This window comes from Nocardiopsis sp. iso_25 (genome assembly GCF_056173305.1).
This window is the reverse complement of sequence record NZ_CM149667.1, coordinates 1460386-1484890: the sequence shown is the minus strand read 5'-3', so window position 1 is coordinate 1484890 and position 24505 is coordinate 1460386. Positions and strand designations below refer to the sequence as shown.

Sequence of the window (24505 nt, the reverse complement as noted above, 5' to 3'; positions counted from 1 at the left end):
CGGCGGCCCCGGCCCGGGGTCTCCCGCCGTCCTACTTCTACGCCGCGCCGTCGGGGTCCTCCCCGACGTCCCCGACGTCCGCCACATCCCCGACGTCCTCCACCGCTTTCCCAGCGCCCCGGCCGACGCCCCGCGCGGCTTCCCCGGCGCCCCGGCCCACGCCCTCCACCGCGTTCCCGGCTCCGCGGGCCACACCCTCCACGGCGCTCCCGGTGCCCCGGCCCACGTCCTGCACCGCGCCGCCCGCGCCCCTGCCCAGGGCTCCCAAGGCCTGCCCCGCACCGCCCGCCACCTGGTCGAGCGAGGACTCCACCCCCCGGGTCACGTGCTCCAGGATCTGCGGATTGGTGTCGATGGTCTGCAGGACCCGCGTGATGATCTCCCGGACGTTGTCGAGCTGGACCTTGAGCAGGGCCTGGGCCTCGACCCCCTTGAGGGTGAGGCTGACGCGTCCGAGTTCGACGTCCGCGCCCACCTTGAGCTTGAGCAGGTCCAGCACCTCGGCCTGGAGGGAGACGGAGGCCCGCAGGTTCTCGACCTCCAACTGGATCTCGTCGACCTTCACCACCGGGACGTCGAGGAGCACGTCCGGGTCCTCGGCAGCGGGGGCGCGGACCGGGCGCTCGGCCGCGGGGAGGCGGCCGGTGCGCTCGACGCCCGGCTCGGGGACCCGGGGCTCAGCGGCCTCGGGCTCGGTGGCTTCGGGCCCGGCGGCCTCGGGCTCGGGAGCCTTGGGCGCGGCCGCCGACCGCTTGGCCCGCGCGGGCCCCGCCACCGCCTCCCGCTCGGTGGGCGCGACGTCGCCCCGGGCCTTCCCGCCCCCGCCCTTGGTGGACCTGCCCGTACTTCCTCCGCTGTCCTGAGTACTCCGTTTCACCTTCCGCACACCCTTCCGAAGGGTCCGGCCACGCCCCGAGGCCCCTGCTTCCCGGCGACGGCCCGCGCTGTCGGCCGTGTCGCGAAGACTCCGATCGCCTGTCCTATTTATTGCCTTTTGAGAGTTATGGGTGCATGTTCGCCCCATGTACCCCCGGCCACCGCCCCGAAACGGTTTTCCCTGCTCAGAGCACTTCGGAGCCGCCCCACGCGGATGCCCGCCCCGCTGGCGGAACCGGCCACGGACACGGACCGGGCGCGCACGTTCCTTCCGGAGCGGTTCCCGGGCGCGACGGCGACGGGTGCACCGCGCATGGCGGTACGGCAACGGGCGGGTGAACGCGAGCGGGGGCCGCCCGTACCCGTCTGGACACCGGACTCCGGACACCGCGAGGATCGGTCTGCTACCGGGCGGTAGAACCCGCGGGCCCGGCACACACGGACATCCGGCGTCTTCGGGAAGGGCAGGGAGAGCGTGGACGAGGGTTCCCGCAAGGAGGTCGCCACCGCGCCCTCACGCAGGCGGCGCCCGATCCAGAGCGGGCTGGCCACGGGGCTGGTGATCCTCGTCGGCCTGGGCACGGCGCTCCAGGGGCTTCCGGACCTCCTGCCGGAGAACGGCGGCCTGCTGGTCGTGGTGCTCGCCCTCCTGGGCATGGGGGTGGCCGCCTCCGCGCAGGCGCTGCTCGACCGGCTCGACCGGTCCCAGCGGCCGGAGGAGAAACCCGCGCTGCGCCGACGGCTGCCTCCGCCGGTGGACCACTTCACCGGCCACACGGCCCTCATGGCCGAACTGCTGGACGAGTTCGCCCGCTTCCCCCGCCGGGGCGCGCGCCGCCTGGTCAGCCGACCCGCATGGAGGGCCGGAAGGCGCGACTCCCGGGGCCCGCTGGCCATCGCGATCACCGGCGAGGGCGGCACCGGCAAGAGCCAGCTCGCCGCGCAGGTCGTCGACAGGGTGGCCGACCGCTTCCCCGACGGCAAGCTGGAGTTCGAGCTCTACGGCGGCGCGGCGCACGAGGCCTCGCCCGAGACGCGCTCCTCGGCGCTCGGCCGCTCCGTTCCGGGCCACCGCTCCCGCAAGGGCGGGTCCGAGGGCCCCGACCCGATCGCCCCGGCGCGCCGCGAACCCCGTCGGCCCGAGGACGTCCTCACCCAGATGATCACCGTGGTCGGGGGCCGCCCGCCCGACGGGGCCTCCCTGGATGAGCTGTGCGTGCTGTGGCGGACCGCGACCGAGCAGCGCAGACTGCTGGTCGTCCTGGACAACGCCAAGGACTACGCCCAGGTGGAACCGCTGCTGCCCGGCGGCCGGGGGTGCGCGGTGCTGGTCACCAGCCGCAACGACTTCCCCGACGCGGCGCAGCCCATGCTGCGCAGGCACCTGGACCCCCTTCCGCACGAGGAGGGCATGGAGCTGCTCGACCGGCTGGTGCGCGACTCGCCCCGCCCCCTGTCGGAGGCCGACCGCGCCGCGCTGCCCGGCCTCGTCTCCGCGTGCCACGGGTTCCCGCTGGCGCTCTGCCTGGTGAGCACGCAGGTCACCCAGGAGCGGGGACCGGGCGCCGCCGACCTGTTGCGCCACATGAGCGACCCGGCCCTGCGGCTGACCGTGCCCGGGCCGCAGGCCATCGCCCAGTCCCTCGCATTCAGCCTCCAGCAGTGCGAGCCGCGGGAGCGGCTGCTGCTGAGCCGTCTGGCCGGGGCCGGTCTGACCACCTTCACCGCGTGGGCGGCCGCCGCCCTGCTGGACGTCTCCGAGGACGAGGCCAAGCCGCTGCTGCTGCGGATGAGCCACCGGTACCTGGTGACGTACCTGTACGAGGCGGGAGGGTTCGACCGGTTCCAGTTGCACGACCACGTCCGCGAGACCCTGCTGACGGCGGGCCCCCGGATCCTGGGCGTGCCGGAGGAGGAGCTGCCGGACTGGTCGCGGGAGGAGCTGGGGCTCGCGGTGGAACGGCTGCTGCGCGCCTTCGACCGGATCGCGGAGGCGGCCGCGAGCCGGGCCGCGCCGCACGAGTGGAGCTTCGGCGCGTCCCTGCCCGGCGGCGACGCCGCGCGGCACGGCGGTGGGAGACCGGTTCCGGCCGGGCCCAGGGGCCCGGCCGACCCCATGGCGTGGCTGGAGACCGAACTGCGGGGCTTCGAGGTCTGCTTCCACTGGACTCAGCCGCGTGCGACCGCTGAGGACGACCCGCCGCGCGGACGGGCCACCGAGCGGAAGCGGCAGCGCGAGCGGGCCATCGGGTACGGGTGGCGGCTGCGCCGGGCCTTCGCCGTGCTGTGCCGGACCGGGCGCACGCAGTGGGAGGCGGTGCGCGAGGCCACCCAGCAGGCGACCGCGCTGGCTCTGGAGATGGGCGAACCGCTCGCCTACGGGGTCGCTCTGCTCGACCGCGCCGAGGTGGCCAGCGGCCACGGCGACCACGACACCGGCTACGAGCGCGCCCTGACCGCGCTCTACATCCTGGAGCAGCTGGTTCCGGCCGCCGATCCGCGCTGGAAGGCGCGGGCGCACCGGGCGGTCGGGGTGAACCTGTACCGCCGGGGCGACCTGGACGACGGCCGGGCCGAGATCGAGGAGGCCGTGCGGATCTTCTCCGAGCACGGCGACCGCTGGTGGCAGGTGCGCGCCCTGTGCAACCTGGCCGAGGTGGACCGCTTCCAGGGCTACCAGGAGCGGGCCTACGAGGCGCTCACCCGCGCGCAGGACCTGCTCGTGGGCTCCCAGGACTCCCAGGAGCAGTGGGCCAGGGTCCGGTTGCAGAAGGGGGAGGTGCTGCGGCTGCGCGGTTTCACGCTCAACGCCTGGTTCCTGCTGGAGGACGAGAGGGAACGGCTCTCACGGGCGCCGAACGGGGACTGGTACCACGCCCGCTACCTGCGTTCGCTGGGCCGGCTGCCGACCAACGAGCTCAACCGGGAGGCCTGGGAGTGCGAGCTGCTGCTCAGCCCCGCGCAGGAGCGCGACCGCCGCCGCCTGACCGCGCGCGACCCCGGGTGGCCGGGCAGGCAGCGGGCCAGGGTGGCCGGTCTTTTCGCCGACGGGGGGATGGAGTACGCCGAACGCTGCGCCGAGGTGCGCCCCGCGCGCGGACTGCTGCGCCGACGGGAGAGGCTGCGCGACACCTGGCAGGTCGCGGACCAGATCGCCCGGCTGCGCGACGCCGAACGGGCCTTCGTCGAGATCGGTGACGACTGGGGGCGCTGGCGCACGTGCCTGGTCCTGGGACAGGCCCGGATGGCCGCGGACCGGGAGCGGGGCAAGGAGGAGATGCTGCGGGCCGCCGAGGGCTTCCGGGAACTGGGGGACAAGTGGTGGCACGCCCGCGCGCACCGCATGGCGGCGGAGTCACTGCAGCAGGCCGAGCGGCTGTCCGAGGCCGAGGAGCTGGCCAGGGTCGCGGTGGACGGCTACCGGGGCCTCCAGCACCGTTCGGGGCAACTGCGGGCGATGAAGCTGCTGGCCGGGATCATGACCCGCCGCAACCTCCTGGAGGCCCGGCGCACGCTCAACGAGGCCGAGGGGCTCGCGCAACAGGGCGTCCGGCTCGGGACGGTGCCGGTGTCGCTGCTCCGGGAGATCCGGGACATGCTGCGCGTCATCGAGCACGGTTCGGGCTCGGCCCCCGGGACCGACCCGGTACGCCGGTCCGGGGGTCCGGCCGGGGGTCCGGCCGGGGGTCCGGCCGGGGGTGCGGGGTCGCGGACCGCGGAGCCGGGGTAGGACACGGGCGGCCGGGGCGCGGGGACCAGCCAGGGCCCGGACGGCCGGGACCGATGCGTCGCGTGTGCCGGGGAAGGCGCCTCCGCCGTACCGGCGGCCGGTCGGGCACCGGCCCGAGCGCCGGGCCGGGGCCGGTGTGGAAGGCGCGGGGAGCGCGGGGAGCGCGGGGAGCGCGGGGAGCGCGGGGAGCGCGGGGAGCGCGGGGAGCGCGCGAGCGCGTCAGCCGGTGAACAACAGGATGAGCTGGCCGGAGCAGACCAAGACGAAGGCCGTAGCCCTTCTCCGTGTCTGCGGCCATGGGGTCTGTTCCGTTCCGTCGTCGCGTGCTCGCCACGGACAGGGCGGCCTGTCCTCACCGGGGTCAACGCCGCGCCCCGCTCCCCCGGTTCGTCGGGCTCAGACCATGCCGCCGTTGGCGTAGAGGGTCTGGCCGTTGACCCAGCGGCCGGGTCCGGCGAGGAAGGAGACCACCTCGGCGATGTCCTCGGGGGCGCCGAGGCGTCCGAAGGGGTTCAGCCCGGCCAGCCGCTCCACCTGCTCCTCGCTCTTGTCCGCCAGGAACAGGTCCGTGGCGGTGGGCCCGGGGGCGACGGCGTTCACCGTCACGTCCCGGCCCCGCAGTTCCTTGGCCAGCACCGGGCTGATCGCGTCCACGGCGCCCTTGGAGGCGGCGTAGGCCGCGTAGGTCGGCAGGGCGAGCCTGCCGACCGAGGTGGAGAGGTTGATGATGGCCCCGCCCCGGCGCACCCTCCTGGCCGCCTGCTGGTTGACGACGAAGGTGCCCCGGATGTTGGTCCGGTGCATGCGGTCCAGGTCGGCCAGATCGAGGTCGGCCACGGTGTCCAGGACCATGATCCCGGCGGAGTTGACGACGACGTCCACGCCGCCGAACCGCTCCTCGACCGCGTCGAAGGCCGTGCGCACGGCGTCCTCGTCGGCGACGTCGGCCCGGAGGGCGACGGCGCTGCCGCCCGCGTCGGTGACCGCGGCGACGGCGGCCTCCGCCGCGGCGGTGTCGCCCGCGTACACGATCGCGACGTCCTGGCCGTCGGCGGCGAGCCGCTCGGCCACCGCCCGTCCGATGCCGCGCGACCCGCCGGTCACCAGCGCCGCACGCCGTTCGGTACCGCTCATGATCGTCCTCCCGTCGGGGCGGCCTCGCGCCCACGTTTGATAACGCTGATAACGCTAGTACTTGATCGACGATAACGCAACAGTGCTATCGCCATACCGTTATCATCGATACATGGCTTCTCGCAGCGACAACCGGCAGAAGGTCATCGAGGCCGCGGCGGACCTTCTCAGGAACCACGGGCGTACCGCGGTCACCACGCGAGCTGTCAGCACGGCGGCCGAGGTGCAGCCGCCGACGATCTACCGCCTGTTCGGTGACATGAACGGTCTGCTCAACGCCGTGGCCGCAGACGGTTTCGCCCGCTACCTGGCGCGCAAGACGGCACAGCCGGCCTCGTCCGACCCGGTGGAGGACCTGCGCGCCGGCTGGAACCTGCACGTCGGTTTCGGTGTGGAGAACCCGGCCCACTACCTGCTGATGTACGGCGACCCCGCTCCGGGCGGGAACGGCGAGACCACCCGGGAGGCCCGGCGCGTACTGCTCACGCTGGTGCACCGGGTCGCGGAGGCCGGACGGCTCGTCGTCGGCGTCGAACAGGCGGCGGACATGGTGCACGCCGCGGGCATGGGCGTCACCCTCAGCCTGATCAGGCCGGACTCCGACCGGCCCGAGCCGTCGCTGTCCGCCAGGACGCGCGAGGCGGTCATCGCGGCGATCACGTCCGCCCCCGGCACCGGTCCCGAAGGCGGCGGGGCGGCCGGTACCGCTCCCGGAGCCGACCGGGACCGCGAACCCGCGCGGCGGGCGATCGCCCTGCGCTCGGTCCTGGACCGGTCGCGGGCGGAGTTCAGCCACGGCGAGCGCGTCCTGCTGGGCGAACTCCTCACCCGCCTGGCCGACGCGGAACCGGGGTCCGGCGACCTCTGACCCGCCCGGCCCCCTCGGCCGACGGCGGCGGCACCGCGCAGGACACGGAAGCGGAACAACGGCGACGGCATGGCAACCGGAGGCACGTGTCGCGCGTGGAAGGGAAGGACACCGCGCGAGCCATGCCCGGGAGCGCTCCCAACACGTTCCGTGATCACGGTCCGTGTCTCCGGCTCCCGACATGGGGCGGAGGGCACGACGGGTCCGCGGCCGGGACGGCCCCCGTCGTCCCCGTCGGACGCACCCCGGAGGAACGCTCCCCGTCCTCCCGCGCCCCGCCCGTCCGCCCCCTTCGCACCAGTCCGCATTCCCCAACAGTACGAAGACTCCGGAACGGAACATCCGAGATGCCGAGAAGTCCCCAGACCCCCTCACTGCTCCTGAGAGGGGCCTGCGCCTCCACCTCCGCCCTCCTGGCCTTCGGCCTGCTGCCCGCCGCCCCCGCGGTGGCCGAGACCGCCGTCAACCCCGTGTCCGGGAACCAGGGCTTCCTGGTGGTCACCGAAGGTGACGCGGTCCTGGCGGGCAACGAGTCCGAGGGAGCCGTCGCGGTCGGCGGCGACCTCGTGTTCGGCGACTACAACGTCGCCGCCCACACACCCGGTTCGTACACCGCCGAGGGCGACGAGCACCCCGCCGCCCTCCTGGTGAACGGCCGGGTGGACTTCGGCGCCAGCGAGGGCGACCTCAAGGTGCTCCAGAGCGGGTACGTCAAGGTCGGCGCCGCCGAGGACGCCGACATCAGCACGACGGACCACAACGGCGCCCAGGTCAACACCGTGGTCGCCGGTCCCGAGGGCCGCGAGGGCACGCCGAGGATCTCGCTCACCGTCCGACAGCCGCAGGAGTCCGTCACCGGCGCGGCCCTGGACGTCGCGGGCCTGTTCCCCGCCTACCGCGAGCGCTCGGCCGGACTCGCCGCGTGCGAGGGCGGGGTGGTCCCGCTGCGGACCGGTGAGGGCTCCGAGGCCCTGCCTCCCTTCGACCAGGGCGCCAACGTCACCCTGCCGCTGGCCCCGGGCGCCCAGAACGTGTGGAACGTCGCCGCCGAGGACCTGGCCGCCCTGGAGGTCATCACCTTCGAGGACAAGCCCGGTCCGGACGCGCCGCTCCTCGTCAACGTCGACACCTCGGGCGTGGACGGGCGGTTCGAGTGGCGGACCCCCAACATGGCCGGGATCGGTCTGGAGGAGGCCCGCTACGTCCTGTTCAACTTCGGGGACGCCACGTCCGTCACCTTCACCCCCGACAGCCGGACCCTGGAGGGCACCGTCTTCGCTCCCGACGCGAAGGTGAGCTGGCTGTCGCCGAGCAACATCGAGGGCAACGTCGTCGCCGCTTCCTTCGAGCACGGGTCCCTGTCCGCGGGCGTCGTCGGCAACGGTGAGCTGCACAACGGCGACTTCTCCGCGGAGCTGACCCCGTGCGGGCCCGGCGGGGGCGAGGCCCCCGAGGAGCCGGGAGAGCCCGAGCCGACCCCCGGCGGTGAGGAGCCCGAGGCCCCCGAGGAGGAGCAGCCGACCGAGGGTCCCGTCACGGAGGAGATACCCGGTGAGGAGCCCTCCGCCTCCCCGTCACCCGAGCAGGCGGCCGGGTCGGACGGCGGTCTGCCCGTGACCGGCGCGAGCCTGTGGGGGCTGGTCGGCGCGGCGGTGGTGGCGATCGGGGCCGGTGTGGCGGCCTTCGTGTTCACCAGGCGCAGGAAGTCCGGATCCTCCTTCTGAGGAGGGTCCGCGCGAGCGGCGGCACGGGACGCACGCCGCTCCGGTGACGGGTGACCGGGGCGGCGGCCGGGGCCTCGGCGGCGGTCGGGACCGGCGCCCGCACCGGCAGCCGGAGCAGCGTACGGGGGCTCCGATCCGGGTGATCGGGGCCCCCGGCGTTCACCGGGGCTCCTCGGTGTCCGGCTCCCGCCCGTCCGGCTCGGGGTACTCCTCGCGGATGCGCAGCGCCAGCTCGGTGAAGCCGCCCCGCTCCAGAACGACCACCTGTTCGTGGACGAACTTCGCGCGCTCCTCGGCGTCCTCGAAGGAGTCGACCAGCCCGCGCAGGATGGCCACCTGCACGTCGCGTTCGGCCGACTCGGGGCCTTCGTCGGCGGGCCACCAGTAGCTCTCGTACCCCTCCTCGTCGACGTCGCTGCCCGGACCCGGGGAGGGGTCGGGCCCGTCGTCACCACCGAGGCCGAGCGGGTCGTCCAGCGGGGCGAGACCGCCGAAGGCGTCCAGGCCCGTGTCCACGGCCGACGGCGGGGGGACCTCCGGGCGCGGGGAAGGCGGGGCGGTCGGCCGCGGGGCGGGCGCCCGGCCGACGCGGGCGGGCGGGAGGTCCTCCAGCTCCTCCTCGGCGTCGCGGACGGCCTCGCGCAGCTCGCGGTCCTTGCGCAGGGCGGCCATGCGGCGCAGCCGTTCGGCGTCCTCCTCCGGCAGGCGCAGGCTCACCTCCTCCGCCCACACCACGACCCCGGCGCCGGTGACCGCCGTCTCCACCGCGAGCCGGGCGGCCAGTTCGTACTCGGCCGTCCCGTGGTCGCCGGGTTCGACGCCGCGGGCCAGCGCGGACGCGCGGGTGACGACCGCCAGGACGGCGGGGGCGACCGGGTTGCGCAGGCTCAGGTCCACGTGGCCCTCCCACCGCCAGTGGACCACGGCGGAGAACACCAGGTCGTAGTCCTGTGCGGCGCTGGGCAGCGCGACCGGGCGGATCCGGGTGCCGCGCGCGCCGCCGCGTTCGCCGAAGGCGCGGAGCGTTCCGTCCGGTCCGCCGTGGACCTGCCCGTAAGAGGGGTCGGCGGTCCCGTCGGCGGCGTTCGGAGCCGCCGCGACGGCCGCGGCGTCACCGAAGTGCACGACGAGGGCACCCAGAACCAGCACGACCGGAATCCACAGCAGGGTCCACAGACCGATCAGGGGGTACAGGGCACAGGGCACGACGACCACGACCGTGGCGGCCGCCACGAGGTGCGCGCGGGTCAGGGGGGTGACGGGGGTGACGGTGTGCCTCCTCTCGCGGCGCGGTCGCACCGGCCGGACCCGTTCGGGAGAACGGGGCTCCGCGGCGCGGCACGGTCCTGGGCGAACCGGCGCGATCCCTTCCGGCGACATCCGACAGTCTGCCCCAGATCCGGAGCGGACGCGTCACGAACGGGCGCACACGCCTTCCGGGCACGTCACATCCGCCGGACGGGCCTCGTGATGCGCACCCCGAACGGCACTTTCCCACGCGCCCCGAGCGCCCCCTGAGCCCCGCTCTCGTACGCGTCCTCCGGCACACCAGCGGGGCGTTCCGCACCACCGGAAACCGCGGTCCCGCGAGCCCCCGGAGAACCACCGCCCCGCCGACGGTTCCCGAGCCAGCCAGGCGAACACCCGACCAAGGGAACGTGTCCCCCGCACCCCTGTTGGACGAACACCTGCCGCAGTGTCGGCTCCGGGGTCGCCTCGGGTCTTCGAAACGGCACAGAATGCGATCATCCCCCGCGACTCACCCCCGGACACACCCTCGTCCACTCCTCGTCGCCGAGCCCGCTCTCGGAGCCAGCCCATGTTCTCAGCACCCGCCCGGACCGGACGCCGTTTCCGGCCCGAGGTCCAGGGTCTGCGCGCCGTCGCCGTCCTCCTGGTCCTCGTCTACCACCTCAACCCCGCCCTCCTACCGGGCGGTTACGTCGGCGTCGACGTGTTCTTCGTGATCTCCGGCTTCCTCATCACGTCACTGCTGTACCGCGAGGCCACCGAGCACGGCAAGGTGTCGATCGGCGGCTTCTACGTGCGCCGCATCCGGCGCCTCCTGCCCGCCGCGACGACGGTGCTCCTGGTCACCGGCGCGGTCGCGCTCTTCCTGCTGCCCGTCACCCGCCTGGTCGACACCGCCTGGCAGCTGGTGGCGTCGGCCGCCTACGTGGAGAACCTCTACCTGGCCCAGCAGGCGGTGGACTACCTGGCCGCGGACGACCCGCCCAGCCCCGTCCAGCACTTCTGGTCGCTGTCGGTGGAGGAGCAGTTCTACCTGGTGTGGCCGCTCCTGTTCGTGGTGTGGACCCTGGCCCGGCGGCGCTGGCGCGCCACCGCCGGGACCCTCACCGTCCTGCTGGGCGCGGTGCTGGTGCTGTCCCTGGCCTGCTCGGTGCTGCTGACCTCGCAGGAGGCGGCCTCGGCGTACTTCCTGCCGACGACCCGCGCCTGGGAGCTGGCCGTCGGCGGGCTGCTCGCGATCGGGCTGGCGCACGGCAGCCTGCCCGAGCGCTGGCGCGCGCCCCTGGGCTGGCTCGGCCTGGTCGCCATCGTGGCTTCCGCGGTGGCCTATGACGACGCCACGCCCTTCCCCGGCTGGGCGGCGATCCTGCCGGTCCTGGGCAGCGCGGCGGTGATCGCCGCCGAGGACTCCCCCGTGAGACTGTCGGCGTCCCGGCTGCTGAGCACTGCGCCCGCTCGGTGGATCGGCGACGTGTCCTACTCGCTGTACCTGTGGCACTGGCCGCTGATCGTCTTCGCGCTGGTGCTGCTCGGCCAGGAGAGCCTGGGCGCGGTGGAGGCCCTGGCGGTCGCGGCCGCGTCCGTGCTGCTGGCGTGGGCGACCAAGGTGTGGGTGGAGGACCCGGTGCGCGACCGCGGCCTGGTCCGCCGCGGCCGCTCCGCCCTGGCCGTGGCCACGGCGGGCGTGGTGACGGTGGCCGCGGTGAGCGGCGCGGTGTACGTGCGGGCCGACCAGGAGCGGTCGGTGACCTTCGACCCGGCGGTGCACACCGGTCCCGCCGCCCTCGGGCAGACCGCCGACGCGGGGCCGCTCTACCCCTCCCCCGTCAACGCGGAGGACGACGTGCCCACGCTGTACGACGACGACTGCCAGGCCTCGCACTCCGAGACCGACCCCTCGGACCCGTGCGTGTACGGCCCCGAGGACGCCACCCATGACGTGGCCGTGCTCGGGGACTCGCACAGCGCCCAGTGGGTCACCGCGCTGGAGGGGATGGCCGAGGAGCGCGGCTGGCGGCTGCACCTGTACACCAAGTCCTCGTGCGCCTTCACCGACACCGTGATGAAGGGCCCCGACGGGGGCCCGTACACGGCGTGCGGCGACTGGAACCGCGCGGTGATCGGCGAGCTGGAGGAGCTGCGGCCGGACCTGGTGTTCACCAGCTCCTCCACCGCCAGCGACCCGGCCGAGGAGACCACCCCGGAGGAGGACCTGGTCGTGGTGGCCGAGGGCATGAACCGGCTGTGGGAGGAGGTGGCGCGGGTCAGCGGCGAGATCGTGGCGCTGCGCGACACCCCGCGCGCCCGCCGGGACGTGGTGGAGTGCGTGGCGGCCAACCTGGAGGACCCGTCACCGTGCGAGCGGTCCGAGCGGGACGCGCTCCAGGACGCCGACCCGCAGGAGATCGCGGCCCGCGAGTCCGGGGGCGAGGTGCACTGGGTCGACCTCACCGACCGGTTCTGCGTGGACGGCGGGTGCCCGGCGGTGATCGGCAACGTGATGGTCTACCGCGACTCCGGGCACATCACGAGCACCTACATCGACCTGCTCACCGATGACCTGGCCGCGAGGATGGACGAGGCGCTGGGGGTTTGACGGAGGAGGCCGGGGGAGGGGGTTAGGCACGTCGCATCGGGCTTTCCACTCCCCCGCCCGGACGACGCCTCACCCCTGGAGCCCCAGTGGACATCCCCCTCCGTCTGTTCACCGCAGCCCTCCCCGTCCTGCTCTGGGGCGCCCTCGCCCTCGCCTTGACGGGGTGCGCCGACGGCGCGTCCGATGCCGAGTCCTCCCCCTCCCCCTCCCCCTCCCCCTCCCCCTCGCCCTTCCCTGGAGACGGCGAGGGGAACGGTGGTTCGGAGGAGATCGCGGCCTTCGTCCGCCCGGAGGACCCCTACGCGGGCATGGACGCCGAGCTGAGCGAGCGCCTGCACCTGCCGGTGTACGACTACCGGTACCGGCTCGACGAGTACGAGGGGTACGTCGTGCGCAGGGCCGAGGACACGCTGACCGTGGAGTGCCTGGTGGACCTCGGCTACGAGGCCGAGGTCGACTCCGCGCTGGGGATGGACCCCCTGACCATGCGCGCCTTCGGCCCCCAGCACGAGTACCGCAGGTACGGGAACACGCGCGTCGACATCGCCAGGGAGCACGGTTTCTCCCTTCCCCCCGACGGCGCACCGGCGCACGAGACCGACGAGGAAGGCAACAGTCCTGACACCCCGGACTCCCACCTCCTCGTGGAGGAGCTTCTGGGCGAGTCCTACCTCGTCGCCATGAACGACCCCGCCGTCGCCGAGGCCACCGTGGCCTGGGAGGCGTGCATGGCCGGTGCCGTGGACGGGTTCCACGGAACACCGCTCTCCGCTGAGGGTTCGGACCCCGAGGCCGCGGTTCCCACGCTGGAGTGCACGGACTCCTCCGGCTACCTGGACGCCTTCGTCGCCGCCGAGCGCGCCGTCCTGGAGGGCCTGATCGCCGAGCACGAGGAGGCCCTCACGGCGCGCCGCGACCAACTGCGGGAGAACCTGGAGACCTCGCTGGACGTCCTCGGCTGGTAGCGGTTCGCCCCGAACGGAGAACACGGGAACCCCGCGAGGACGGGGTCCGGGAAACACGAGGGAACGAAGAGCACGGCGAATCACGAAGCGGTGCAGGATATCGCGCCATGACGCCTTTCCCCGCACGCGACACCCCTTTTCTCATGAAAAGAGAAAAGGGGTGTTTTTCTTGGCTGATGTCGCATTATGCGCAGTTCAGAACGGTTCTTCGGACACGGAAAAAGCCTGCGGACACGCGCGAACCCAAAAGGCCCGTGTTCTCCCCGTCAACGCACGCATGAGGGGTATGCTCGTGACCCGAAACGGCCGCACAGGGAGAACACGGGAAATCCCCGGCCGTGAAAGGCGGAGCCGATGCAGGGAAACGAAGCGACCGGGACCGGCGGGGCGGGAGCGATCACCGCCTCCGGCCCCAGAGGAGCCGCGTGAACTGACCGGCACCGCCTCCGGGGCCCGCCGCCCACCCCCCTCACCGGACCGTACGACCACGACCACACGAGGGGAGCGGGATCGCACGATGCCCTGGGACGCACAGGAACGCACACGCTACGAGGACGAGGTGCTGGTGGCCGCGCGCGCCCACGGGCTGCCCGCGGACCTGTTCACGCGCTACGGTGTCGAACCCCGCCTGGAGTTGCGGTTGTGCGCCGACCCGGCCGCGTTCACCGAGCACGTCGATGAGGTGTGCGCCCACTGGCGCGCGCTCCGGAGCAGCCGCCGCTCCCTGAGGGAGGTGCTGGACGGCCTCATCGCCGAGCACGAGCGGCTGGAGGGCGAGGGCGCGCTTACGCACGCCCACTTCCGTCAGGTCCGCGCCGACGAGGCCCAGCGGGTCCTGAGCGCGTGGTCCGAGATCGCCGGGGGCCTGACCACAGCGCTCCTGGACCGCGACACCCTCCGGTCGATGATCGCACCGGTGGGCGTCACCGAGGCCGACGCTGAACGCGTCCTGCTCGAACACGGTGTGCGCGTCGTGGACCGGCTTCCCGAACTGGACGACTCCCCTCCCGAGGACACCCTGCGCGCCCTGCGCGGGCACCTGCGCACCCGGGGCGTGCCCTTCTCCCCCATGGAGGTCTTCGGCGAGCAGCGCCTGGCCGAAGGGTTCAGCGTGCTGGACGGCTTCCGGCTCCACGACGGCACCGCCCTGGACAAGGCCGCCCTCGACGAGGCGGTCCAGCGCGTACGGCTGGAACCGGAGTCCGAGGCCAGGGCGGCGGCCGAGAACGTGCTGGAGATCCTGCGCGCCGAGGGAGACCGGGCCGACGCCCTCGTGCTTGGGGAGATCGTCGACGACCTGCGGGAGCGCCCTGAGGCCCTGAACGAGCCCGGGCTGGCCCGGCACTGGGTCGGCCGGGGGCTGGCCGAGGAGGAGGCGCTGCTGCTGGCCGCGGCCGTGCGGCGGTCCGCATCCGGCGCCGAAGCGCCCGCCCGGGTGGAGCGCGACGTGCACGACCTGCTTGCGGACAACCGGCTGCGCCAGGCGCAGGAGGCCGCCGAGGACCTGCCCGAGGACCACGACCTGCACGAGCGCCTGCGCGCACGGATGCAGCAGGTGGAGGAGCTGACCGCGCAGGCGGAGCGGGCACTGCGCGCGGGCGACCGGGAGGAGGCCGCCCGGGCCCTGGCCGCGGCGGCGGACGCGGCCGCCGACGACGAGGCGCTCGCCGCCCGGCTCGGGGAGGTGGCGACGCCGCCGCCGCGCGGTGTGGAGGCCCGGGTCGACGGCCGGAGCGTGGTGGTCTCCTGGCAGTCCGTCCCCGCTCCGGGCGGGCCGGTCACCTACCGGGTGACGCGGCGCACCGGGCGGGACGGGAGCGCCCGCGAGGCCTTGGTGGGCGAGTCGTCGGGGAACGAGGTCACCGACACCGGGGCGCCCGTGGGAGCGGAGGCGCGCTACGCGGTGGTGGCGGTGCGCGAGGGCCTCGGAGTGTCGGAGGAGGCGTCGTCGGCGCCGGTGATGATCGCGCCGGAGGTCTCCTCGCTGCGGGTGCGCGCCGGGGAGCGGTCGGTGTCCGGCTCCTGGCAGGCCCCGGCGGAGGCGGTGCGTGTGGAGGTGCTGCGCGGTGTGGGAGCGCCGCCGCGCGGGGCGGGCGACGGCGTGCGCGTGGAGACGGGCGGGTCGGGGTTCTGCGACACCGACGTCGAGATGGACGTGGAGTACCACTACCGGATCCGCGCGGTCTACGTGACCTCGAACGGGCACGCGCGGGGGTCGGCGGGGCTCGTGCGCAGGGCCAGCCCGGGCCCGTGCCCGGAAGCGGTGCGGGACCTGTCCGTGGTGCCGGACGGCGGCGCGGACTTCCGGGCCTCGTGGACGCGTCCCTCCCGGGGAAGGGTCGTGCTGCGGGTCGGGGAGGAGCCGCCCGAGTGGCCCCTCGGCACGGTGGTCGGCCCCGACGACCTGGACTCCTACGGCCGTGAGGTGGCCCAGACCCCGGTGGCGGAGGACGAGGGGTCCCCCGGGGGCGGAGGGGTCGGCAGGAGCGGCGGAACGGGTGTTCGCGCCGGTGCGGGTCGGCCCTCGGGGCCGCCCCCGGGACCGGCGAACGGCCACGCGGACCCCGCGCGCGGGGGAACGCCCGGCGAGGAGAGGGAGGGCGTGCGCGTGCTCGGGCCCGGGGAGAGGAGCACGGGCCACACCCGCACATCCCCTGTCCAGGAGCCCCGTACCCCGCACGCGCCGCGCACCGGCGCCGCGGTGCCCGAGGAGGGCGGGAACCGCCCCCGCGAGGACGCGTTCCACGCCAAGGACCACCCGCGCACCGCTCCTTCCGAGGAGGGCGGGGCGCGTCCCCACCCGGGCGCGTTCCACGCCAAGGACCACCCGCGCACCGCTCCTTCCGAGGAGGGCGGGCACGGGGAGACCGAGGGCGTCCGCGTTCTGGGTCCGGACGAGAGGAGCCCTGCCCGGAGCCGAGGCGCCGACCACGGCACGGACTCCCGACGCGGAGGCTTCGCGGACGAGGAGGGGGAGGGGTTCCGGATCCTGACCCCCGGTGAGCAGACCTCGGGGCGGACCCGTACCGCTCCCGGCCAGGACACCCGTACCCCGCACGCGTCCTCCGGCGGCTCCGCGGCGCCCGGAGGCTCCGCGGGCGACCGTGCCTCCGACCCGGCGGAGAGGCCCGGCAACCGCGTTCGCAGTGTCGGAAGGCACGCCAGGCCCTCCCCCGCCGCGCAGTCCACGGCACCGGCGGCCACCGGGGCGGGGGAAGGCGCCCTCGGCGCTCCCCCGCGCACCGGGGCCGACGCCCGCGACGGGCGCGAGCGCCCGGTGAACGCCCAGGCGTCCCCCGCGGCAGACGGGGCCGACCTGCCGCGCGTGGTGCTGCCCTCCCCGCCCGCGGGCGGGGAGGGCGAGGGCGCCCGCGTGTTCGGCTCCGCGGAGCGGACCGGCGCCGACCCCCATGACGGCGAGACCCGCACGGTGAACCCGCCATCGCACCGCGCGGCCGCGGGCGACCGACCGGGGGGCGGACCGGTGGTGCCCCCGCAGGGCGTCGCCCTCCACGACCGCGCCGAGGGCCGCGCCACCGCGGGCCTGCTCACGGACACGGCGTCCCGCGGGTCCGGGCACGGCGGTACGGCCACGCGCTCCGGACCCGAGAGACCCGAGAGTCCGGGGGCGCGCGGCGACCGGGTGTCGGGAGGCTCGGACGCGCCCGGCGGCACGCACGGAGGACACGCGAAGGCCGGGGTTCCCGAGGCGGTCGGGAACCATGGGGCGTCAGCGACTCCCGGCACCGCGGGGGCTCCTGACGCGGAAACGGTCGCCAGTGTGCCGGGGAGCCTCAGAACGGGAACGACCGGAAACCCCGGCCCCGCGGCGACAACCGGCGTCACGCACAACGCTCCCGGGACGGCAGCGCCCACCGGTGTGCCGGGGACCCCCGGAACAACCGGGAACCGTGGGTCAGGCGCGCACGCTGGTACTCAGGGGGTTCCTGGGGTGCCAGCGGCCGGTGCGGCCCCGTGGAACCGCGGGGCGGCCGCCACGGCGGTACCCGGGAACCGCATGACCGCGGCCGAGGAGCAGGGCGCGCACCAGGCCCAGGCCCCTCGGGAGGAACGGGAGCGGGTGGCGTTCACCCTGGAGTCGGGCACCAACCACGTCCTGGCGGTGACGGTGGCGGGCGACCAGGCGGTCGTGGGCGTCTCCGTGCGGGTGACCGCGGCGCCGCCCGTGGAGGGGCTGCGCGCGGAGCGGTTCGACACCTCGGTCCGGCTCGGGTGGACCTGGCCCGAGGACGCCTGCGCGGCGATCGTCTCCTGGCGCCCCGAGGAGCGCGGCACCGAGACCTGGACCGGCGGCCAACTGCGCTGCACCCGCCGCCAGTACTCCTCCGACGGGGGCTTCGAGACGCTCATGGGCCCCGAGTCGGTGCGGGTGGACGTGCGCGCCGTCGTCCCCTTCGAGGGCGGGGAGGCGGTGAGCTCCGCCGCGAGCGTCACCGTTCCCGGCCGGGCGGTGCTCGACTACCGCGTGGAGTCGGCGGGTCTGCTGCGCCGGGACCGGGTGGTGCACCTGGTCGCGGAGGAGGACTGCACCATGCCCGAGGTGGTCGTGGTGTACGCCGACGGCCCGGTGCAGCCGCACGCCGCCGACCAGGGGACGGTGCTGGCGATCCTGCCCGCCCAGTACCTTTCGGCGGGCGAGTGGGTGTCGGTGCGCGTACGGCCTCCGCGGGGCACGGGCCAGGGCTGGCTGATGTGCTTCCCGGCCGACGACGACGGGCGGGGGGTGCGGCTGCGCCAGCCCCCGGTGAGGGAGCTGAGGTGCTGAGGAGCCTGGACGCCGTGCGCTCGCTGATCCCCGTCGAGGGCCGCCTCCTGGTGTGCCCCTACTGCTACTCGCGGTTCGCCGAGCGCCGCATCCGCTTCCGGTGCACGGGGCGCCCGGGGCCGGAGGGGCGGGTGTGCGCGCCGGTGGAGGACGCCGCGATCCGCGCCCAGCTGGGGCGGCGCGAACGGCTGCCGCCGGTCTTCGAGGCCGACGGGCGCAGCGCTCGGGCGGTGTGCCCGGAGTGCGCGTCGACCACCGGCAGACAGGTGTGCGCCACCTGCCACGCCCAGCTCCCCGTGAACTTCGGACGGATCCGCAGCCGGATGATCGCCCTGGTCGGGGCGCGCGACGCGGGCAAGACGGTGTTCATGACGGTGCTCATCCACGAGCTGATGAACCGCGTGGGCTCCCGGTTCGACGCGTCGGTGGGGGGCTCGGACGACCAGACCCGGCACCGGTTCCACGCCGACTACGAGACCCCGCTCTACGAGGAGGCTCGGCTGCTCGGCGCCACCCGGCGCACCGGGGTCACCCGCGAACCGCTGGTGTTCCGGTTCACCACCCGGCGCAGGGGGCTGGGCGGCAGGCGGCCGCAGCACACGCTGCTGTCGTTCTTCGACACCGCCGGGGAGGACCTGACCTCCGGGGAGAGCGTGGAGGCGAACCTGCGCTACCTCAACAGCGCCGACGGGATCATCCTCCTGCTGGACCCGCTCCGGATGGAGGGCACCCGCCAGCTGGCCGCGGCGGGCGGGCGGCCGCCCGCCCCGGACACGGCGCGGAGCCGGCCGCTGGACATGCTGGGGCGGGTCACCGACCTGCTGATGAGCCGCCCCGGAGCCGTCAACAGGCTGATCCGGGTGCCCATGGCGGTGTGCCTGACCAAGATCGACGCGCTGCACGGCGAGCTGGACGAGGGCTCGCCGCTGCACCGGCCGCAGCCCGCCGCGCCGTTCTTCGACGGGTCCGACAGCCAGGACGTGCACGCCCAGATCCAGCAGCTGCTGCACCGGTGGGACGGCGGCGGGGTGGACGGCCACGTGCGCAACCACTACCGCAACGCCCGCTACTTCGGGGTGTCGGCCCTGGGCGGCGTCCCCGACGCGGGCAACCGTGTGCGCGGCGGGGTGCGCCCCTACCGGGTCGCCGACCCGTTCCTGTGGATGCTCAGCGAGTTCGGGGTCATCCCCTCGCGCGAGGCGTCCCGGTCCTGAGCCCGGCCCGCCGGACCCGTCGGGCCGCGGTGTCCGGGCCCCTGTGAACCACCACCGATCCAGAACCAGACCCCCCGCGACGACCAGACCGAAGGGGTGCGCCGATGGGCTTCGCGCAGCTGTACTACACCTCGTGCGAGCACGGCCTGTCCGGTTACGCCGGGTACCAGTTCAACGCGGCGACACCGGGGGTGGACCCCCGGGTGCTCAGGGAGGTCGAGCGGTTCACCGTGTACGAGCCGCCCAGGTCCCGCGAACGCGTCGACGAGCATCCGGTCAACCTGTGCTACTCCCCCGACGTGGGCGGGGTGCCGGTGGTGAGCCGCGTGGTCTCCAGCGGCGACGACCCGTCCGGGAGGCCGGGCAACTACTTCGCGCACAGCCTGGTGGCCCCGGGGCCCGAGGAGTCCGGCCCGCTGCCCGCGGAGCTGTGGGAGGCCGACTTCTGGGCGGAGGAGCCGGTCGGCGACCCCGGCCTGTCCGAGCTGGCGGAGCTGTCGGCGCCGGAGGTCGGCCCCGGCCCGCTGGACCGCCCGCGCACCGACGCGTGGGTGCGGAGCCGCCCGGCGGAGGTGGTGACGCGGCTGCTGCTCGCCGCCGACGACGCCGTGGACGACTCCCGTCCGCTGGTGCTGGTGGCCGACAGCGCGTCCGTGGCGCACTGGGTGGCGGCCCTGAGCCACCTGCTTCCGCCGCGGCGGGCACGGCTCCTGTCGTTCGCGACCTACTGCGGCGACCCCGACGAGGCGCTCGTGCAGGTCGTCGGGGTCGCGCCCGACTCCGACACCGCACTGTGGCGTACCAGGTTCACGGTGTACGACCCGGAGCAGGACCCGCCGGACGCGCTCCCCGAACCCGATCCCCGTGCGCGGGCCGTGGCCGACCGCCTGGTCCGGCTGGGCACGCGCCGGGCGGCGGCGCTGTGGCACAGGGCTCGGCCGTACGCCTCGGGCCGCGAAGGCGCGCTGGCGGACTGGCTCCCGGTGCTGGCCGCGGCGTCCCTGCTGGACGCGGACGCTCCCGCGCGCGAGGACCTGCGGGAGGTGCGCGAGTGGCTGTCGGAGGCCGTGGAGTGGCTCGCCCCCGGGGACGCGGCGGCGCTGGTCCACAGGATCCTGGACGCCGACGCCGCAGCGTCGGGAGAGGCCCGCGTCGGGATGGAGGTCAGCGACCGGAGGACGGACCGGAAGCTGGTGGGCGCGGTGTCCGGCCGCTCTTCGGACGGGTCCGCGCGCGGGCCGGTCGGCGACGTGCTGGACCGGGCGTTCACCGGAGGCGCGGGCGGCCCGTCCGGCACCGAGACGCGCGCGGCGGTCACCGTACCCGTCGGAGCGGGCGGGGCCCGCGAGGGGGGAGGCCGCGCGACGGTCACGGCGCTGGACTCCGGTGCGGTCGTGCCGTCCGCCGGGGAGCGGGGCGGGACGCCCGGAGGGAACCGGAACGGAGCGCCCGGGGCCGCCGCTCTGCTCACCGGGCCGTCGTCGGGAGTCCTCGACACCGCTGACCTGGCCGGCTTGCAGCGGGTGGCGCACCGGCTGGGCGGCGCGGACGGGACCACCGAGCGGCTCGAACACGTGATGGTCCGCCGTTCCCTGGACGACATCGCCGCGGGAGGAGGCGCCCCCGCGGTGACGCCGATGCGCACGGAGTCGGTGCGCGGCGCGGCGCGGGAACGGGTCGCCGCCCTGCTGGACGGCGAGTGCGGCGAACTCGCCCCCGACCGGGCGGTGGTGCTGCTGCGCTGGGCCCGGGCCAGCGGCCTGCCGCCATGCGAGGAGGGCATGGAGCGCTACGGCCGCGTGGTGCTCGCCCCGCTGCTGGCCGCCTCGCACCTGCCCTCCCCGGAGGCGCGCGCCCTGGTCGCCGCCCACCCCGGGGTGCGCCGGGGCGCGGCCGCGCACTTGGCCTCGCTGCCCCGCGAGAGGTTGTCGGCCCTGGCCGCCGGGCCGGTGGGCGCCCTGTTCGCCAACGACCGCGACGGGTCCAGCGCCCCGCTGCGCGAACTGCGGCTGCTGGCCACCGATCCCCGAGGCGACCTTCCGGGACTGCTGTCGTACCTGGTGTCCGTGCGCCGGGAGGGCCGGGCGGCGGGCGCCGCCGGGCTCGCCGCGCACGACCTGGACGAGGAGCTGCTCACCGACGTGTGGGGACCCGGGCACGGGCCGCGGACCGCCCTGCTGGTCCTGCGGGTGCTGCGCCCCGGGGTCCTGGTGGCGCCGGGGGTGGGCGGCTGGGTGGCCGAGGCGATGGCGGCGCCCCCCGGGGCGGGCCAGGAGCGGACGTGGCGGGAGCTGGTGGACGAGGTGTCCCGGCACTGGCTGCGGACCCGGCTTCCCGATTCCGGCAGACGGGTGGTCATGGAGTGGTCGGAGGTCCGCCCGTCCCTGGTCGCGCTGCGCGCGGCCGGTGAGGACCGGGCGCACGAGCGCCTCGCCGCCGTGTACGCGGCGGTGCGGGGAACCCATCCGGCGGTGGAGGAGGTGGCCTGGCGGCTGGTGGTGCGCGTGCTGCTGGGGTGGTGCCAGTGCTCGCTGCTGGCCGAAGCCCTGCGGGACTGCCCGGCGCGGGTGTTCCAGGCCTACGGGGAGGCGGTGTCGGCCCGGCTGGCCGACGACCGGCCGGACACGGCCACGGCCGCCCTGGTGTACCGGGCGACGAGGCACTGGATCCTGGCCGGGCACGGGCGTGCCGGGCGCCTGGACGCGTCGGTGCTCGCACCGGCCGTGGGCGGGTGGCGGCGGCGCCACCTGGCGAGGATGCGCAGGCAGCTGCCGCGCGAGTCGGCGGCCGGTTTCGACGAGTGGGCGCAGCGCTCGCGCGAACCGCGCGGGCGCGGGTTCCTGGGGCTGGGTTCGCGGTCGGGCGAGCGGCGGTCATGAGGGGGGCGGCGTCCGCGGGGCGGTCGGCGACCAGGCGTGCGGCGGCCACGAGGCGCGCGGCGCGGACGGCGTTCAGGCGTTCGGTCTTCGGGGAACGGTGCGCGGTCACGGGGCGTTCCGCGCCCGGACATGCGCCGACCGTGAGGCGAGCGGCGCGGTCGCGGCGCGACGACGGCGGCGCACAGCTCGGAGCGGCGCTCCTGGTCGCCGCCGGTGCGGGCCTGGGCCTGCTGGTCGTCTACCTGCTGCGGTGGTGGCTGCTCGCGGGGCTGGTGAGCGCCGTGGTGCTCGGGGGAGGCTTCGCCCTCCTCGTCGGATGGTGCGTGCTGGTGGTCTCCTACCTGCGCCGCGTGCGCGAGGTGATGTGGGCGGGCGACCACCCGGACGAGCCGCTGCCCGGCACCCGCGACGACCCCGCGCACCTGGCCTACCACGGCGGTCCGGCCTGGTGGGACCTGCGCGCGGTGGTGGGGCACAGCTGGGGCGCCGCGGCGCCCTGGAGCGTGTTCCTGCTGCCGCAGTTCCTGGTGCACGCCCTGGTGGTGGGCCTCTACCTGGCCGCGGCGTGGACCGCCGTCGGAGCGCTGCGGCTCGCCGACTCGGGACTGCTCCTGGTGCGCCGGATCCGCATGGTGTGCCCGGGATGCTTCCTGCGGCTGGGTTACCCGGCCTACCTGTGCACGCGCTGCGGTCGGCGGCACGGCGCCATCCGCCCCGGCGGGCGGGGGCTGTGGCGCCGGGAGTGCCTGTGCGGAGCACGCCTGCCCACACTGCTCCTGCTGGGTTCGGCCGATCTGGAGGCGCGGTGTCCGCACTGCGACCGGGGGCTGGAGCACCGTCCGGGCGAGGCCAGGGAGTTCGTGCTGCCGCTGTTCGGGGGCGCGGGCGCGGGCAAGACGCGGCTGGTGACCGGCATGAACCTGGCACTGGCGCAAGCCGCGCGCCGGGCGCCGGAGGCGTACGTGGAGCCGGTGGGCGAGGAGACGGTGCGGCGGCTGCGGGAGGGCGAGCGGGTGCTCGCGGCCGGGTCCCGTACCGCGCCGACTCCCCCGGGCCGCGAGGTGCGGGGGCTGACGGTGCGGGTGGGCGCGGGCGGCAGGACCCTGCTCATGCAGCTGTTCGACGCGGCGGGCGAGCGGTTCAACCGGTCGGCGACCGTCGAGGAGCTGGCCTACCTGGGCCGGGCGACGACGTTCGTGCTGGCGGTGGACCCGTTGGGGATCGAGTCGGTGTGGCGTTCGCTGACCACGCGGGAGAGGGCCCGGCTGGCCGGGGACCGGTCGCACACCCGCGATCCGGAACTGGCCTACGGGGCGGTGCGCGACGAGATCCGGCGCCAGTACCGGATGCTGGCCCGGCGCCGGGGCGGGCGGGGGCTGCGCCAGGCCCGCCTCGCGGTGGTGGTCACGCGCGGCGACCTGGTGCGGGGCACGGCCATCGCGCCCGGGGAGACCGACCCGCGCGTGTGGGCGGAGCGCACCCTGGGGCTGGGGAACCTGCTGCGGGACGCCGAGGCCGACTTCGGGGAGGCGCGGGTGTTCCTGACCTCGGCCGTCACCGACCGGGAGGGGCGGGCCGACGCCAGTCTGGGCGCCCTGCTGCGGTGGACGCTGGCCGGGGAGCACGACGCGTTCACCGCGATGCTCGCCGCGTCGCAGGAAGAAGCCGGGACGGAGTGGACCCGGGAGGCGCCCGGGGCACCGGGGACACCGGGGCTGCCAGGGGGTTCCGGGGTATCGGAGTGGTTCCGGGCCCCGGGCTACGGCCCTCGGCACGCGCGGCCGAGGAGGACGGAGCCGGAACACCCCGAGTACGCGGAGGAGACCCGATGACCTACCGGGGAGCCGGGCACCGGAGCACGCGCCGGACCGTGGCCGTGGTGACGTACGCGCTCGCGGGCGCGGTGACCGTGGCCGTTCTCGCGGCGGCGGTCTGGCTGGGAGCGGTCACCGTCCAGGGCGTGTGGGCACACGCTCTGTCCCGCATCACCGAGGGCTCCTGAATCCTCGTACGTGCCCTGACCCGTGCCGCCGTCTCCGGTGACAACAGCAGCTGGTCCCTGACCGAATCCGGCCACCCGTTTCCGAGCGGCCGTCACCGGCACAAGCCGCATCTGATCAGCCTTTTCGTCGAACGTGGCATCCGATACCGCTGCCCTCACCGTTGGTCACAACTGCTAACTTACGGAGCATCCCCACCCATACGCCCCCATCCCTCCCCGAAGGAGTCCCCCGACATGGCAGGCGAAGCTGGCGCCAACCCGATCGAGGCCCTCCAAAACGGCGAACTCGCCGAAGCCTCCCGCCAAGGTCATAGCAGGGTTGGCCGACATGTTCGACCTGATCATGGAGGACGCCGAGACCGTCGCCCAGCGCGACGAGGTCTCTTCAGCCATGCGCGTCACCCCGGCGCCACTTCCGTCCGCTATCTTGGCCACCTGCGCATAGAAAGCACATAACCATATGTTTATGGACTGCTCCCA

General features: G+C 75.0%; 13 protein-coding genes. 10 read left to right on the top strand and 3 right to left on the bottom strand.

The genetic code is table 11. The features are described from left to right. Positions 1-37: 37 nt before the first annotated feature. Entirely contained in the window at positions 38-877 is an 840-nt protein-coding gene (locus tag AC0VX6_RS06585; RefSeq protein WP_475467767.1) for a hypothetical protein, read from the bottom strand. 474 nt (positions 878-1351) lie between these two features. Here AC0VX6_RS06585 and AC0VX6_RS06580 point away from each other — a divergent pair, with 474 nt between their 5' ends. Further along, a complete protein-coding gene (locus AC0VX6_RS06580; RefSeq protein WP_475467765.1) occupies positions 1352-4606 on the top strand; it encodes a tetratricopeptide repeat protein in 3255 nt (1084 codons plus the stop codon). Between the two features lie 396 nt (positions 4607-5002). Here AC0VX6_RS06580 and AC0VX6_RS06575 read toward each other — a convergent pair whose 3' ends face one another. Next, positions 5003-5740 carry an SDR family oxidoreductase gene (locus AC0VX6_RS06575; RefSeq protein WP_475467763.1) on the bottom strand — a complete coding sequence of 246 codons (738 nt, stop codon included), beginning with the start codon at positions 5738-5740 and terminating at the stop codon, positions 5003-5005. Positions 5741-5852: 112 nt separating this feature from the next. Between AC0VX6_RS06575 and AC0VX6_RS06570 the strand changes: the two genes are divergently transcribed. After that, complete coding sequence (locus AC0VX6_RS06570; RefSeq protein ID WP_274976630.1) at positions 5853-6608, top strand: TetR/AcrR family transcriptional regulator; 756 nt, start codon at positions 5853-5855, stop codon at positions 6606-6608. Between the two features lie 347 nt (positions 6609-6955). Further along, entirely contained in the window at positions 6956-8332 is a 1377-nt protein-coding gene (locus tag AC0VX6_RS06565; protein WP_475467762.1) for a collagen-binding domain-containing protein, read from the top strand. Positions 8333-8491: 159 nt separating this feature from the next. On the opposite strand, the gene AC0VX6_RS06560 is transcribed toward AC0VX6_RS06565, so the two are convergent. After that, positions 8492-9631, bottom strand: coding sequence for a hypothetical protein (locus tag AC0VX6_RS06560; RefSeq protein WP_274976628.1), 1140 nt, complete (start codon positions 9629-9631; stop codon positions 8492-8494). Positions 9632-10151: 520 nt separating this feature from the next. Here AC0VX6_RS06560 and AC0VX6_RS06555 point away from each other — a divergent pair. The 7 genes from AC0VX6_RS06555 to AC0VX6_RS06525 all read left to right on the top strand — a co-directional run bounded on the left by AC0VX6_RS06555 (position 10152) and on the right by AC0VX6_RS06525 (position 24025). Then, positions 10152-12179 carry an acyltransferase family protein gene (locus tag AC0VX6_RS06555; protein ID WP_475467760.1) on the top strand — a complete coding sequence of 676 codons (2028 nt, stop codon included), beginning with the start codon at positions 10152-10154 and terminating at the stop codon, positions 12177-12179. Positions 12180-12265: 86 nt separating this feature from the next. Continuing rightward, positions 12266-13144, top strand: coding sequence for a hypothetical protein (locus AC0VX6_RS06550; RefSeq protein ID WP_475467759.1), 879 nt, complete (start codon positions 12266-12268; stop codon positions 13142-13144). A 517-nt stretch (positions 13145-13661) separates the two neighbouring features. Next, the gene (locus AC0VX6_RS06545) at positions 13662-17930 is read left to right on the top strand and encodes a SaeA-related protein (protein WP_475467757.1); all 4269 of its coding nucleotides are present in this window, start codon (positions 13662-13664) and stop codon (positions 17928-17930) included. Further along, on the top strand, positions 17924-19144 hold the full coding sequence (locus AC0VX6_RS06540; RefSeq protein ID WP_274976623.1) for a TRAFAC clade GTPase domain-containing protein: 1221 nt from the start codon (positions 17924-17926) through the stop codon (positions 19142-19144). Before AC0VX6_RS06545 ends, AC0VX6_RS06540 begins: the two co-directional genes overlap by 7 nt. Positions 19145-19248: 104 nt before the next feature. Beyond that, positions 19249-22023: a GTPase-associated protein 1-related protein gene (locus AC0VX6_RS06535; RefSeq protein ID WP_475467755.1), complete on the top strand. Its 2775-nt coding sequence runs from the start codon at positions 19249-19251 to the stop codon at positions 22021-22023. A 140-nt stretch (positions 22024-22163) separates the two neighbouring features. Then, positions 22164-23855, top strand: coding sequence for a TRAFAC clade GTPase domain-containing protein (locus AC0VX6_RS06530; RefSeq protein ID WP_475467753.1), 1692 nt, complete (start codon positions 22164-22166; stop codon positions 23853-23855). Next, positions 23852-24025 (top strand): hypothetical protein, encoded by a 174-nt coding sequence (locus tag AC0VX6_RS06525; RefSeq protein ID WP_212641121.1) that lies wholly within the window; start codon positions 23852-23854, stop codon positions 24023-24025. Before AC0VX6_RS06530 ends, AC0VX6_RS06525 begins: the two co-directional genes overlap by 4 nt. Positions 24026-24505 lie beyond the last annotated feature (480 nt).

What these genes read in the sequence shown, in the direction of transcription:
- AC0VX6_RS06535 (WP_475467755.1), top strand. Translation starts at nt 19,249, where the DNA reads ATGGGCTTCGCGCAGCTGTACTACACCTCGTGCGAGCACGGCCTGTCC.
- AC0VX6_RS06570 (WP_274976630.1), top strand. Translation starts at nt 5,853, where the DNA reads ATGGCTTCTCGCAGCGACAACCGGCAGAAGGTCATCGAGGCCGCGGCG.
- AC0VX6_RS06575 (WP_475467763.1), bottom strand. Translation starts at nt 5,740, where the DNA reads ATGAGCGGTACCGAACGGCGTGCGGCGCTGGTGACCGGCGGGTCGCGC.
- AC0VX6_RS06525 (WP_212641121.1), top strand. Translation starts at nt 23,852, where the DNA reads ATGACCTACCGGGGAGCCGGGCACCGGAGCACGCGCCGGACCGTGGCC.
- AC0VX6_RS06565 (WP_475467762.1), top strand. Translation starts at nt 6,956, where the DNA reads ATGCCGAGAAGTCCCCAGACCCCCTCACTGCTCCTGAGAGGGGCCTGC.
- AC0VX6_RS06555 (WP_475467760.1), top strand. Translation starts at nt 10,152, where the DNA reads ATGTTCTCAGCACCCGCCCGGACCGGACGCCGTTTCCGGCCCGAGGTC.
- AC0VX6_RS06545 (WP_475467757.1), top strand. Translation starts at nt 13,662, where the DNA reads ATGCCCTGGGACGCACAGGAACGCACACGCTACGAGGACGAGGTGCTG.